This is a genomic window from Pustulibacterium marinum, assembly GCF_900116665.1.
Taxonomy (GTDB): Bacteria; Bacteroidota; Bacteroidia; order Flavobacteriales; family Flavobacteriaceae; genus Pustulibacterium; species Pustulibacterium marinum.
In genome coordinates this window covers 339,197-354,922 of the sequence record NZ_FPBK01000001.1, presented here as the reverse complement: position 1 = coordinate 354,922, position 15,726 = coordinate 339,197, and the positions used below count along the sequence as shown (strand labels likewise).

Sequence of the window (15,726 nt, the reverse complement as noted above, 5' to 3'; positions counted from 1 at the left end):
AAAAGAAAATCGTTAAAAGACGTAAAACGGTTATATTTAAACCGATGATGAAAACAGTTTTCTTAGTAATCTTATTCTTCTGTACTATTGCGTGGTCACAAAACCCTATCACTTACGCTTTTGACGCTAAAAATGGGTTACCCGATAATGAGGTGTATGATCTTGAACAAGATCTTGAAGGTTTTATTTGGGTAGCCTCCAATAGTGGTTTGCTACGCTATAACGGTACTACTTTTGAAAACATTAAACTTCCTTACCAGAAAGGTTCTTCTGTATTTAATCTTACTTGTGATACACAAGGAAATCTGTGGTGTAATAATTTATACGGACAGGTTTTTAAAATCGCCAACGGCACAGCTTCCTTAGCTTATGATATCAATACGCTACTCAAAGGTGATCTCCCTAAATTCAAAGTACTAGAAAATAGTCTTTTAGTTTTTAGCACTCAAGGGGTTTTTAAAGTTGAAGACGAGGGGTTTAGCAATATATTTTCGCATAAGGTTTTACAAAGTTTTGAAACTGAAGCACATTACCTCTGTTTAGACTTTAACAGACAGCTGTACTTTTTAAACAAGCGTACTTTTGCGGTAGAAAAAATAGTGAAAATTGCAGCAGGAAAGACTTTAAAAAAACCAGATTTTTTCAGTTTTCAAGGTAACGATTATTTGTTTTTTTCGGATAATTCCAAGCTTTTCAGGATTAAAAATTTTGAGTTAAAGGAAATTCAAACACCAAGTGACTTTCAGTTTAATAAACTGATCAACATTTTTTGTGTCGCTAATCAAATCTGGTTTTCAGATGATGGAATAGTGCATATTTGTACTCTGGAAAAAGACATACTAAAGGTACAAAAACAACAATTTGAAGGTGAGAAGGTAAGTGATGTTTTGGTAGATGAAAACACAAATTATTGGTTTGCTACGCTTCAGAATGGTATCAAAGTTTCTCCAAATAAAAATATCACAAAGATTGACTGGAACTATGATACATATGGCTATATCATAGGATCTGCTCCTTATAAAAATAATCAAGTTCTTTACTTTACAGACAAAGCTTATATTGCTCTGTTTGATATTGCTACCGAAACTTATAAGACTATCAAAGTACCTACACGACGAACAATAGGCGCTATTACATTCGACTCAAAAAACAATCAGTTATACATTGGTGTGAATGATAACGAAAGTTACATTCTTGATGTACAAACCAAAAATTTTCAACCCATTTCTAACTTTAATGTTGCAAAAGACATTGAAATTATAGAAAAAGATATTCTCTATACTACCTACAATAAATCTGTTCTTTATAAAAACTTCGGAACTACCCTGGAAACTGAACAACAAATTACAGATACCCGAGGATATGTTTCACACTATAGTCCAAAAAATCAATCGGTTATTTTATGTAATGCCGAAGGATTATGGAACTATTCCACAGATTTTCAATCAAAAAAAAGACTCACTTACGAGGGAGAAAATATTTTTACCACTTCCATTGCCGAAACGAAAGATGGTCGTATTTGGCTAGCTAGTAAAAATCAAGGATTATTTTGTATCAAAAATGATAGCCTTACTAAATTCCCTTTGAACTTTTCAGACAGTCCAATTCGATTTTTAAAAAGTTATGACAACGAACTTTGGATTGCTACTACAAAAAGCATTGAGTTACTAAACACCCAAACAGCGAAACACAAAACATATAGTTTACGGTTGGGAGTGGTTACGCCAATCAACACGCTACAGGTCACCGAATCTTCTGTATTTTACACCTCCAATTCCGATATTTATTTGATTGACCGAAAGGAGTTAGCAACCGTAAAAAGCAATAAACCAAGTATGCAGATTACATCTGTTGCGTTTATGGATAAAGATACCACCTTGCAATCTTCTTATCAATTACCCTACTATACCAATAATTTGAAATTCACTTTTGAAACGAATAGTTTTGGGAGTAATGATTTTGTAAAATATAAATATAGATTACAAGGATTAAATGATGATTGGGAAACTACCAATACCGGTGAAAACAGTGTAAAATACCTATCGGTACCATCGGGCGAATATATATTTGAGATCAAACCATTTTTCATAGATACATTGGAAGAGGGAGTTCCAACAGAAATTAGCATTACCATTCATAAACCTATATGGCTACGTTGGTGGTTTTGGCTTTTTATAGTAATCATTTTTATGGTTGTTGCTGCTCAATGGATGAATTACAGAAGTAATTTAAAACTGAAACGTAAAAACGAAGAAATCTCTAAGCTCCTTTTAGAAAAACGCATGGCTGGTTTGCAACTAGAAAATTTACGGTCGCAAATGAATCCGCATTTTATATTCAATGCGTTAAACTCTATTCAAGAATACATAGTGAATAACGAAAAAAAACTAGCCAGCGCTTATCTGGTAAAATTCTCAAGATTAATGCGCCTATATTTAGAGCACAGCAAGGTGAACGAAATTTCTTTGGAAGAAGAATTAAAAACCATTACGCTCTATCTAACCTTGGAGCAAAACCGGTTTGGGGAAAGTTTCAGTTATGACATAAAAGTATCACCAACATTACAACCATCGTTGCTCCTGGTACCCTCTTTACTATTACAACCCTATATAGAAAATGCCATAAAACATGGGTTATCACATAAAAAAGGACCTAAACATCTGGAAATAACCTGTACCCAAAAAGATATTTTTCTAGAAGTTTGTATAGATGACAACGGAATAGGTAGAGAAGCTTCGCAAATCATAAATCAACGAAACAGACCTCATCATAATTCGTTTGCTACACAAGCCTCTGACAAACGTATTGAAATAGTGAACAACCAACAACAGCAAAAAATTTGTGTTACCTATCTAGACAAAGAAGCCAACGGCATGTCTTTAGGAACACAGGTTTGCATATCCATTCCTTTAAAACAAAAACACCTATGACTTTTCTAGTAGTAGATGACGAACGCAGCGCCCGCAAATTACTCTATACTTTTTTAAAAGAACACTTTACAGAAAGTACTATCTATGAAGCAGATACTCTTAAAGCTGCCGTAAACTTGCTCAAAGAAAAAACAATAGATGTGGTTTTTCTTGATATAGAAATGCCAGAAGAAAATGGGTTAGAAATCATTCGGTATTTTGAACCATCAAGCATTCAATTTGAAATCATATTTACTACGGCCTATCATCAGTTTGCAATAGATGCTTTTAAACTCAATGCAATAGACTACCTACTAAAACCTATTGACGAAGATGAACTTATAAAAGCAACACACAAGGCGCTGGAAAAACAAGCTCAGCATAAAATAGGTGCTAAAATAGAAAACCTCAAAAAAGCGTTGCAGCAATTATCCGTAAGTAAAATTGCGCTGGAAGTTCCCAAAGGAATTTTATTTATGGAACTAGAGGATATTATTTATTTTGAAGCCGACGGCATGTACACCAATGTACATCTCAAAAATAACGAAACTAAACTGGTTTGTAAACCACTTAAGTTTTTCACAGATCAACTAGAAAGCAAACCTATGTTTTTTAAATGTCACCGCAGTTACCTGATCAACTTACATTTTGTAAAAGAATTGGTAAAGAATGAAGGCGACTATCTTATTCTTCAAAACCAAACTCATATTCCCATAGCCAAGTCTAAAAAAGAACAATTGCTTACAGTGATCAAAGATATATTTCTGTAAAGCATCACTCTTACATACATTCAGAAGAAAAATCGAAGCATTCAGAAAATAACCCCCTAAAGTAAACCTTGTAGGTTGTTGTTTTGAGGTACTAAAAATTAAACTTCAATTACAATAAGTTATGAAAAAACTTCTACTCGTAGTGCTTTTTGTACTGGCAGGAACCGCCGTTAATTTACATGCACAAAGTACCTATTATGTAAAACAAGATGCTACCGGAACCGCCGATGGTAGTAGCTGGGCGAATGCTTATACAACCTTACAACAAGCAGAAGACAATGCCCCTGACGGAGCCGATATTTGGGTTGCTGCAGGGACGTACATTGGCGATGCGTATAACCGAGGAGTTCGCATTTTAGAAATTAGCAACTCTCACAATTGGTACGGAGGGTTTAGTGGATCTGAAACACAATTGAGTCAACGTAACCCAGAAACTAACGTAACTATTATATCTGGTGATGCCTTAGGAAATGGTAGTGCCGATGCTGCTGCAGTAGCAGATAATGCTTACCATTTAGTATGCGTAAATGCAACTGCCGACATCTTATTTGATGGTATTACTTTTGAAGAAGCACACGCTAATGGTGGTGGTATTAATGCTAAAGGTGGTGTACTATTGTTTAGAGGTGTAGACAACTCGGTAGAACTAAATAATAATGTTGTGTTTAACAACTGTACTATTGAGAAAAATTATGCGAATAACGATGCTTTATATTACATTCAAGAATCTATGTACTATTACGCTAGTGTTGACCTTCAATTTAATGCTTGTAGAATTGTAAATAACCGCTCTTATTACCTATTTCAGGAAATTTATGACAGTTGGGATAATTCATATGCTAGTTATGACACAAAACACATTTACTTTACCAGTTGTTTGATTGCTGAAAACACATCTAGCACTCGTGGTATCTTTGAATTAGACTTGGCTTTACCTTGTGATATTCGTTTCATCAACAATACTATTGTAAATAACTCATTCAGTACCTACTACGACCTAATTACATGTGATTGGGGCACCATGTCAACCTTTCAGAATTCGGTTCAGTTGTATAACAATATCATTAGCATTCCACTTAACTCTTCATTAATCAATAACGAAACTGCGATTCCTAACAATGCAAATACGATAGGAAACCACATGTATTTTGATGCCAATAATGAATCTAACAGTAGCATTTTTGAAGATTATGACAATGGAGATTATCATTTAGCTGCTAACTCACCTGCAATTAGTGCGGCGAGTAACGCTTATCTATTAACTAATATGAGTACCGATGCTGATAACAACCCTAGAGAAATTAGCAGTTTAGATATTGGAGCTTATGAATACTTGAGCTGTGATTTAGATAATTTAGAAGCTACTTCCGGAAACGCAACATCTTTGACGGTAAGCTGGGAAGCAAACACCTCTATTAGTGGACCGTATAGCCTTACCATCGTTGAAGCCGGAGAATCTATTGCCAACGGTACTACCATTACCGGTGTTACTAGTTCCCCTTATACCTTTACAGGACTAGAACAAAACACTACATACAATATATATATTGAATATTCTTGTAGCGATTTAACAACTACAACTAACAACATGGTACAAGGAACCACAGCGGCATTCATCTATGTAGATGCCAATGCTACCGGAGCTAATGACGGAAGTAGCTGGACAGATGCTTATACTACATTAGATGCTGCTTTAACAGCGGTTAGCGGAAACAACAATACTGTATTGTACGTAGCCAAAGGAACCTATACTCCAGATGCTACAAGTACTACAGTACCATTTACCATAGCCTCAGACAACTTACGAATTTATGGTGGTTTTGAAGGAACCGAAACTTCTTTAAGTGATAGAGATGATAGCTTAGTTTTTACTACCAATGCTACCATAATAAGTGGTGACCTTTCTGGAAATGATACTACGGGTGATTTCACTACCAACCGAGTAGATAATTCGGCTCGTTTGATAGAGCTTAACGCTGATAATGTTACTTTAAACGGATTGGTATTTAGTGGCGGACATGCAAACGGCAGTAACAACCCGGTTATAAATACAGCAAGTGCTATTACTTCTTTAACGCTTCAATATTGTAAAATAACAGATAATTATGCTACGGGGGTATTTATAGACTGGCGTAACTTTACAGAAAGTATTGAGATGGAAAATGTACTCATTGATGGTAACAAAACCACAAATGGTGTAGTACTCTTCCAAAGTTCTAATACCAATGACATAACGGTTTCATTAGCTAATATTCAGTTTACCAACAACACCTATAATGCAGATTGGGGAGCTATTTGGTTTAGAAGAGGAAATACTTCTAAAATACATACAACCATTAGTAACGGAACTTTTGCAGATAATTTGAATATGTATAGCAGCAGTAACGATTATAACCTAATTACACAAAGTTCTTCCGCAGCAGCAGATAACATATTAATTATAAGAAACTCAATTTTCTGGAATAATCAATACACCAACGGAAGTTCTGTAGTAACTAGTACAACCGCTGTTAGTAACCCAAAAAGCAACGAAGGAAACAGTCAGCAATTCACGGTAAGTAATTCTATTATTTCTTTGACTAACACCAATTTTACAGCTAATACCAGTGACATTACGAGCAATAATCCAAATTTAGATGCTGCTTACATGCCTACCTCAGCTTCTGCTGATGTTATAGATATGGGTCTGAATAGTTACAATACCACTACTCAAGACTTAGCAGGAAACAGTCGTATCAGTAATACAACTATAGATCTTGGCGCATACGAATACAATGCTGCTCCGGCAGATGTAAATGCTCCTACCCTAGCAGTACAAAACATTACTGCTTACCTAGATGCAAACGGACAGGTTTCTATTACCGCTCAAGATATTGATAATGGTACTACAGATAACACTACAGCTACAGCTGATTTAACATTGGCACTAGATATTACTAGTTTTGATTGTAGTAATGTTGGAACCAATTCGGTAACATTTAGTGCTACAGACGAAGCTGGTAATACTGATAGCACAACTGCTACAGTTACAGTTGTAGATAATAGTCTACCAACCGTAACTACTCAAGATATTACCTTAGATTTAGGTACGGATACCTCTGTTACCATTACACCACAAGATGTTATTGTAACTGCTACAGACAACTGTTCTGTAAGCAATATGACTCTTGATACCGATACCTTTACAACCATTGGGGTTTATACCGTTACTGTTACCGTTACAGATGCAAATAATAACCAAACTATAGTAAGTGCTATAGTTACTGTTGAAGACACCATGAGCACTGTTAGTGAAGAACTAGAAACTTTGAAACTATATCCAAATCCTGCCTCTACATTTTTCACTGTAAAAGGTAATCTGATTCTTGAGCAAATACAGTTGTTTAATACCCAAGGCCAACTTCTACTTACAACATCAGAAAACAAAGTAGACGTGAGCAATTTATCTTCTGGAATATATATGGTACAAATTACCTCAGAAGGAAAATCTGTTACAAAAAAATTGCTTCTTAAATAAAAATAGCTCAAATACTTTGCTATAACCTGAAAGCTATATCTTACATTTTTGGATATAGCTTTCACTTTTGAATATAACTACAGATTTTACTTTGAATTGAAGATTACTATTTTTAATTTCAAATCAATATTCTAAGCACAGTGAATGTAATTCGTCGTGCTTTTGTTGATTGTAATCTATAGTAAACTAATTATCAGCTATTTTTTTGCTAGTACATTATATTTCAGCTTACATTTGAACCAAGACTCAAAACATTGATATGAAAAGAATTTACATCTTAGCAACATTACTTATTGGGAATTAGTTAATGTTCAAGTTTGGGTTGGTACTACCGATCCGCAAGGAACTTTACACGTATATGAAACTACCGGAACAGTAGCTACACCTACAACCGGAACCATTATCGTAGAACATGGTGATGCAGGAGGAGAATCCTCTATTATTTTCAAAAGTGGATCTACCCCAGGAAGTGATTACGGATATATTAAATTTCAAGATGATGCAAGTGGAAACGGCTCTACTACTGAAAATGCATTGTTAACCATTGGAATAGAAAATGATGTACCATCTATGTGGCAAGATGATATTAATATTACTTCTACGGGTTCTGTAGGTATCAATAATACAGCTCCAAGTCCTAGTGCATCCTTAGATCTTGGTGCTACGAATAGAGGTATTCTAGTAAACCGTGTTGCTTTAACAGGCACTACAGATACTTCTACAATAAGCAGTCCTGCTACAGGATTACTTGTTTATAACACTGCTACCACTAGTGATGTTACTCCCGGGTTTTATTATTACAATGGCTCTATATGGGTTGGCTTAGGCGCTGTAAAGAAATATACAGCTGAATATAATCAAAACAATCAAGTAACTGCTAGTTCTAATAACGAAACTTATGTTGATCTACCTGGATTATCGCAAACTTTTACAGCTCCTTATACAGGAACGTATCAAATCATAGTAAATGGATATTATGCCAACGCAGCTCCTACTGTGACTACCATTACTAAAGATACAAGTAACCCGACAAACGGTACAACTCATACACACACTGTAACAGAACATCAAGATGCCGTTGGGCAAGGATCTATTAGATTAACAGTTAATGGAACAGCTGTTAAAGAAAAATATATGACAGCTACTTCTAAATCTTTCTCTGGACAAACATATTTTGGCCTAGTACAAAACGCTACTATCATTGTAAATCAACTATTAACAGCTGGACAAAGCTATACGTTAAAAGTTCAAGGTAGAGAATGGTTTCAATATAACTGCGGTGTAGGAAACTTTGGAGCTACTACAACTAATTATGTAGGTAGTGCTGGTGTTTCTACTGCACAATACGGTACTATGACAGTTACATTTGTTTCTGAATAAAAAATATAAAAAGAGTTTATTTGACAAGGCACTACAATTGTAGTGCCTTTTTTTTGTTATATACTTTCTCTTATTTCACTAAAATCTGCGTACACATTGAAACCGGATCGCCATTACTTGTAAATCCATCTAAAGTGATTTCATAAAGCCCAGGAACATCTGATGTATAAAATGAATAGTTTGCTTTCTCTTTTAAATTAAATATTGGCTCCCAAACCAATTGGTATCTATAATCTGGTATCCTTGCGTTACTTGTTGCTGTTTTATAGGTAGGCTTGAAATAAGTTTTAGTGGATGAAAGTGGTAACATTTCTTTTTTATAAACTGGAAACTCATCATTGTTCTCTAGTATGAAATCTCCTTCCTTTGTATAAACCGATGCTATTCCATTAAACAACTTTCCTCCATAAAAATAACCAGAATTCACCACTTCAATTCTGTCTATTTTACGAGCATCATAGTTAAAAAATTGATCTGTATCACGAATGATAATACCATCTATAAAAATTAAAGTTTCACCAAATAAATTTTCGGAATATTCATTCTCATAATCTCTTGAATGTAATGTATACTTCCCTTTTTTCTTCTTGAAATACAACTCTTTTACAATCTCAACAATCGTTTCTTGCATCGTAGGAAATCGGGTAAAATCATCTAAATAGTATATTTTTTCTAATGGAGCGTAAAACTTTTTTACACTCTCATTTGCTACTTCTAGTAACGTATCTCGTTTATAATCATAATATGCATTTTCAATTTGATCTGCCACCGCTCTTTCAGCTATATCAGGCTGCATAGCCAATTTTAGATCATAGGATTTAATTTCTCTTATAGCCTTTTTCGGAATGTAAAAGGAATCAATTGTTACCAGTGCATCGGTGGTATTCAGGGGTTGAAGATATACAGTACTTGACGGCAATGGATTGTCTAAAACTAAATAAAAATCTCCGTTTTCATTAGTTGTCGCTAATTTAAATTGGAAAGGATTACCAGGTACAGAAGCTGTTATCGTTTTATTAGCTATATCGTCTCCAGTAAGCTTTCCTGAAATAATATTTCCTCGAAATTCAGCAGTAATTTGTTTAGTGTCTAAACTCGCATCTTTAAAAAGATAGTGCTTAAAATTTTTACTTTCAGGAATGCTCTCTATTTTACTGAAAGCATCTATCTTCCGAACCGATAATGAATAGTTTCCTTCTAAAAAGGATGTATTTTTTAAAATTTCACGATCAAAATTGACTACAACTTTCTCCCGCTTACCAAATTCATGATTATTCAATAATAATAAATCTGATGACTTGATTACTACATCTTTTTTTACAATTTCCTGACTAGTTCCCGTAGTGTCAGAACTACTTTCCCAATTCTCAAAATTATTCTGATATGGATTGACCACTAATAAATCAGTTTGAAAAAGTTCGGTATTCTTCAAGGCTTCATTTGTATACGCTATCAATTTATAACTACCGGAAGCAATTTCCTTATCGATAAATAAATCTCCAGAAGCAATACCTTCATTCACAAGAACCTTTTGCTTTGTTACCGTATTCTTTTTCCCATCAAACAATTCTATATAAGCAAGTTTACTGAGACTACTAGGCTTATTTGATTCGTCTAAAACATAAATTTTATAATAGAGTGATTCTCCCGAAAGCAAACTAGCCGTATTTACGCGTAGGTAAACATGCTCTTGATGAGACTGTGCATATACGCCAAAGACTCCAAAAAAAAGAAGTATCCTTAAAGCTGAAATTATATGATATTTCATGACTATTCTTTTGTTCATTTTTTCAATATATTTTTATTCTTCCTCCCAATAATCTGGAGCAACATTTGCCCCATAACTTCGACAATCTGAACAAGCCGGATTTGCAAAAATATGTAGTACACCAGGTACATACAATTGATAATTAAGTCTTCGTAACTCTACGATTGAATCTTTATATGTGGGGCCAGGACAAGGAGTTGACAAAGGCGCTATGTTAATTAATCTCAATTGCGCGAAATAACTAGGCTGAATAAACCCGAAATCTGTGTAATCGAAAAAAATTCTTTTCTGAGCCAAAGCACATACATTAAATAACCCTAGCACATTCTCATCTGAGTTCGTAACAGAATGAATGTTTCCATGAATATAACCAGGCTGTTGAGTTGAAAGTTCTGAATCGTTTTGATTAAGTTCCTTTATTTTTCTAAAATACTCATATGCACTATAGTTTTGCGAATAAACTCTAACTAAAATAGAACAACGTTCTCTCAATTTATATTCATCCTCTTGTATAAAATGTAATGATAATTCTGGGATTGAATTCCCATTGAAGCCTACAGAACTGCCTTGAACTATATTATTTGAATAAGTAGGAAAAGAATAACAAATACTAGAATTCTCTGTCCGTTCTGTGTATACTATGTCAAAATCTGTGGTACAATCGTCATCAGTTGGTTCATCGTCTATAATTAAGTTTTCTAAACTATAATCATAAGGAATATCAATTAATGTGACAATTTTGTATTGTTCTGTAAACTCATATTTGACAAAAAAAGGTTCGTCATCAGTACCTATTACACCTGCTCTAATATCAACACCTTTTTGTCCTGAATCATTGTTTACTACAGTTGTAGTTACATCTACAATCACCTCTTCAGGAAGCTTTTCCTCGTCCGACTGATACTCATGACCATCACTAGTTTTAATATGAAGCGTGTAACTTTTATCATTTTGTAAGGCAAACTCAACTGTTGAAACATATTCTCCATCATCATTTTCGTTAAAATCAAATTCTTCACCCGTATTGCTCACAATCCATACCTGAGCATTCTTTTCAGTATTTTTTTCGTATGAATTTATGGGATTGGTTCTAGATAGTTTTATATAATGATTCTGTAAACTATCTGTAATATTAGCCTCTACCACTAACAATGAGTCGTAATGCTGATCAATAGCGGCATAGGGCTCTGTACATGATATTTCTCCTAAAAAAAATAACAATATTAAAAACCGTACGTAATTTTTCAAACTACTCATTTCATATTGATTTTAAATAGTGATTAGTTAATTCAATAACTTAAGTTTTAACATCATCATTCCTCTTCCCAATAATCTGGAGGAACGTTATCTCCCCTACTTCTACAATCAGAACAAGCAGGGTTTACAAACTTATACCCCCCAGGAATTCCAATTGCTCCTGGTAAAAGTCCATTGAGCTGATAATTTCTCCCTCGCAAAATTACTATAGAATCATTGTTCGTAGGTCCAGGGCACGGAGTTTCTCCTTTGCTAATTTCAACGGAAATTAACTCAGCAAAATAATCTGGTTGCGGGAAACCAAAATCTGTATAATCAAAGAATATTCTTTTTTGACTCAATGACCAAACATTAAAAAAACCAAATACTCTCTCATCTTCATCCTCATCTGAATGTATATTCCCTTTTATATAGCCAGGTTGTTGTGACGAAAGCTCAGAATCGTTTTCATTCATTTTATGAACAAGGTTATAATACTGATATGAATCATAACTCTGAGAATATGCTCTTACCAAAATAGAATACCGTTCTCTAAGTTTGTATTCATCCTTTGCTATAAAATTCACTTCAGTATACGGAATTTCTGTTCCACTATAGCTTGCCGAATTGTTTTGAATTATGGTATTAGACACTGTAGGAAAAGAATAGCAAATACTAGAGTTTTCAGTTCTATCGGTAAATACAAGATCAAAGTCTGTTTCACAAGTTCCGTCTTCATAATTGGTATCTCGCACCAAATTTTCCAAAGTATAATCATAGGGTACATCAACCAACGTAACAATTTTGTATTGCTCTGTGTATTCATATTTTACAAACACCGGAGAACCATCTGTACCAGAAACATCGGCAAAAACCTTAACTCCTTCAACACCTATATCATTTGTAGCTACTTCTGGATAAACATTTGTAATTTCAGTTTTTTGTGGTGTCTCTTCTTCACTGGATACATACTTTCTACCATTACTAGTGGTAATGTGTAGTGTATAGGTATTTCCTTGTTGTGCTGCAAATTCTGTATTTGAAAGGTAAGTTCCTTCTTCGTCTGACTCTGAAAATTGAAATGTTTCTCCTGTACTACTTTCTACCCAAACTTCTGCGCCTGACTCTACATTTCTATCATATGAATTAACAGCATTGGTTCTAGATAATAGTACTGTATGTTGCTGTATGCTATCTGTTATGGTTGCTTCTACAACCAATAAGGATTCATAACTTTCACTTATTGCATTATATGGCTCTGTACAAGAACCTACTGCTACCATGATGATTATAAATGCTGATATTATTTTATATAGGTTTAATTTCATTAAAATTTAAAATTATAGGTTATGGTAGGTACAGGAATTGCAAAAATAGAGGTCTTGTAGGCCTTAACCTTGTTATCTTCATTTACAAAATAAATAGAATAAGGATTGTTTCTTCCCAACACATTGTATACTGATATATTCCAAAAGCTATGGGCTAATTTTTGAATTTTGTGATTTCCTTCGATATTAATTCCCAGATCTAAACGATAGTAATCTGGAATTCTAAATTTATTTCTATCCGTATACGCGGTGTATTGATTTCCATCAAATTGGTATGTACCTATTGGATAGGTAATAGGCCTCCCTGTTTGATATACAAAGTTTCCGCTAAAGCTATAGCGTTTTGTCAACTTATAATTAACTATTAAACTGACATCATGAGGTTTATCAAAATTAGCAGGATAATATTGATTGTTATTTATGATCTCATCATCAAATTGACTAGTTGTTCTTAAAAATGCTCTTGAATAGGTGTAAGACAACCATCCGTTGAATTTGCCAAGGTTTTTCTTCAAAAGAAATTCTACTCCATATGCTTTTCCTTCGGCCGGCACTATTTCTTGCTCTATGGTTTCATTCAAAAACATTTCTGCACCAACTCTATAATCTAAAACATTTTTCATTTTTTTATAATACCCCTCAATACTCACCTCGTACATATCATCTTCAAGCGTTTTAAAAATACCTAAAGAAACCTGTTGAGAAGCCTGTGGTTTTATATTTAAATCTGACAATGTCCACGTATCTGTTGGAGATTGTGTGGTATTTGTGGTAAGCATGTGAATGTATTGATAGTTGGTATCAAAACTAAATTTCAACGCTAAATCTTCCTTCAATGCATAACGAGAGGAAAGTCTATATTCCAATCCAGAATATGTTTTATAAAATTCATTATCATCATATACTTCAGAACCGGTTACTGTACTATTACTTTTTGGCAAGCCATCTTCATAGAAATATTGTGTAGCCGGCCCCATTGCATTAAATAGTGAAAAACGAAGTCCTCCATTTACCGTAAGCTTTTCATTTACTGTAAACTCATCTTGCAAAAACAATCCTGACTCCAATCCTTTTTTCTGTTCTAAATCAACCGATTCTATGGAAGTTTCTATATCTGACGGATGCAAATATCCAGGATTCAAATTGTAAAGCTTACTAGAGATTCCATAAAACAATTTATGCTTTTTGTTAAGGTAATAATTAAACTTCAACTTTAATTGAGTCTCATTGATCTTAAATCCAAAATCGGAATTGGTTCCCGGATTATTACGATAATTAATTCCGAATTTATATTCGCTATTACTTAGTTGTAAATTGAAATTATTCTTACTATTGATTACATGTTTCCAATGAATGGAAGCCACTCTGTTACTATACTCATACAAGGAATCAGCTGAAATATTAAATTTATCCTTACTGTAATAACCGGTAGCACTCACTATATTATTCTCATTAATCTTATGGCTATATTTTACGATTCCGTCATAAAAACTAGCATCACTATTCTTTAAATCTTTATCATCTAGCATCTTTAAAATCCAGCCCGAATACGTTGCTCTAGCACCTACCATCAAACTTGCATTTTTGTTGAACAATGGTGTGCTCATTTTTACATTTCCTGTTACAGGACCAATACCCGCTTCGCCTTCAAACTTATCATAATTACCTTCTTTCGTTTTTATATTCATTACTGAAGAAAGTCTTCCGCCATATTCACTTGGGATACTTGCCTTATAGATATCTACAGTACTAATGGTATAAGGGTTTATGGCTGTGAAAAAACCGAACATATGAAATGGATTGTATACCAAAGCATTGTCTAACAGCGTAAGATTCTGATCTGCTTTTCCACCTCTCACATTGAATCCTTGTGCTCCTTCGCCTGCCGATTTTATTCCGGGCATTGTTAAGGCTACCTTTACAATATCTCGTTCTCCAAGAACCATGGGTATTTCTTTAACTCCTTCTACATCTACAGTAGTTACACCTACGGCAGTTTCTTTAATTATTTCATTTCTATGCGTAGATACCACCACTTCACCAAGCTCTGTAACGCTTTCTAGCAAACTAAAGTTTACTTCTCCATTGCTATACATAACTATTTCTTGCTCAATGGTATTGAAACCTACACTAGAAACAAGAAGTTTGTTATAACCTACCGGTAATCGAAGAGAATAATAGCCATTGATATTACTTACAGCTGAATATTTGGTATTCTCTGTTCGTAGATAAACATTTGGAATTCCCTCCTTTGTTTTGCTACTAGACACCATTCCTGTGATAGTGAAAAACTTATTTTGGGCAACGTTTTTATTTTCTTTACCTATAAATTTTAAAGCTTCCTTTTCTTGTTTCTTAGTTGTATTACTTTGTACAATTTCATTCTCATCAGTTTCAAACTCTTTATAGAATAGTGGCGCATTATTGACATTCACTTCCGTTTCTTGAGAGTTTCTGCTAACTAAGCCAGGAAAATCTGTATGGATTAAAATATTTTTTGAGAGTATCACATCGCTATTCAGTATCAAGAAATTCAAGTTTGTATCTGAAAATACATATGATAAAATAGCTTCGATTGGTTGATCTTTAAATTCTTGCTTAAGTGATAAATGATCATACGCACTCATCCATTCTTCCTGAAAGTAAAATTTATAATTGGTCTCTGCTTCTATCTTCAGAACGGCTGCCTCTAGATTATCACTAGAAAAAGTTATGCTATAATTATCCTTTTCCTGCGCAAAAACTACACAGGAAAACAGCATTAAAAATAAGCTTAAGGTTATTTTAGTCATTTAGTTAGTTGGTTAAAAAATGGTAT

8 protein-coding genes are annotated in these 15,726 nt (G+C 34.0%); 4 read left to right on the top strand and 4 right to left on the bottom strand.

All coding sequences use genetic code 11. The features are described 5' to 3' along the window. The first annotated feature begins 44 nt into the window (after positions 1-44). The 4 genes from BM383_RS01615 (at position 45) to BM383_RS01600 (ending at position 8,576) form a co-directional block, all read left to right on the top strand. Positions 45-2,930: a sensor histidine kinase gene (locus BM383_RS01615; RefSeq protein ID WP_093022075.1), complete on the top strand. Its 2,886-nt coding sequence runs from the start codon at positions 45-47 to the stop codon at positions 2,928-2,930. Continuing rightward, positions 2,927-3,679 carry a LytR/AlgR family response regulator transcription factor gene (locus tag BM383_RS01610; RefSeq protein WP_093022072.1) on the top strand — a complete coding sequence of 251 codons (753 nt, stop codon included), beginning with the start codon at positions 2,927-2,929 and terminating at the stop codon, positions 3,677-3,679. The genes BM383_RS01615 and BM383_RS01610 overlap by 4 nt, the downstream gene beginning before the upstream one ends. 121 nt (positions 3,680-3,800) lie before the next feature. Further along, positions 3,801-7,196, top strand: coding sequence for a T9SS type A sorting domain-containing protein (locus BM383_RS01605; RefSeq protein ID WP_093022069.1), 3,396 nt, complete (start codon positions 3,801-3,803; stop codon positions 7,194-7,196). A gap of 534 nt (positions 7,197-7,730) precedes the next feature. Beyond that, positions 7,731-8,576 carry a hypothetical protein gene (locus BM383_RS01600; RefSeq protein WP_143106325.1) on the top strand — a complete coding sequence of 282 codons (846 nt, stop codon included), beginning with the start codon at positions 7,731-7,733 and terminating at the stop codon, positions 8,574-8,576. 70 nt (positions 8,577-8,646) lie between these two features. On the opposite strand, the gene BM383_RS01595 is transcribed toward BM383_RS01600, so the two are convergent. From BM383_RS01595 to BM383_RS01580, 4 genes are read right to left on the bottom strand one after another with little or no spacing between them, the layout of a single operon-like run. After that, entirely contained in the window at positions 8,647-10,344 is a 1,698-nt protein-coding gene (locus BM383_RS01595) for a hypothetical protein (protein WP_093022062.1), read from the bottom strand. 33 nt (positions 10,345-10,377) lie between these two features. Beyond that, positions 10,378-11,601, bottom strand: a complete 1,224-nt coding sequence (locus BM383_RS01590) for a DUF4249 domain-containing protein (protein ID WP_093022059.1) — start codon at positions 11,599-11,601, stop codon at positions 10,378-10,380. 56 nt (positions 11,602-11,657) lie between these two features. Beyond that, positions 11,658-12,908, bottom strand: a complete 1,251-nt coding sequence (locus BM383_RS01585; RefSeq protein WP_093022056.1) for a DUF4249 domain-containing protein — start codon at positions 12,906-12,908, stop codon at positions 11,658-11,660. Continuing rightward, entirely contained in the window at positions 12,908-15,700 is a 2,793-nt protein-coding gene (locus tag BM383_RS01580; RefSeq protein WP_093022053.1) for a TonB-dependent receptor, read from the bottom strand. The genes BM383_RS01585 and BM383_RS01580 overlap by 1 nt, the downstream gene beginning before the upstream one ends. Positions 15,701-15,726 lie beyond the last annotated feature (26 nt).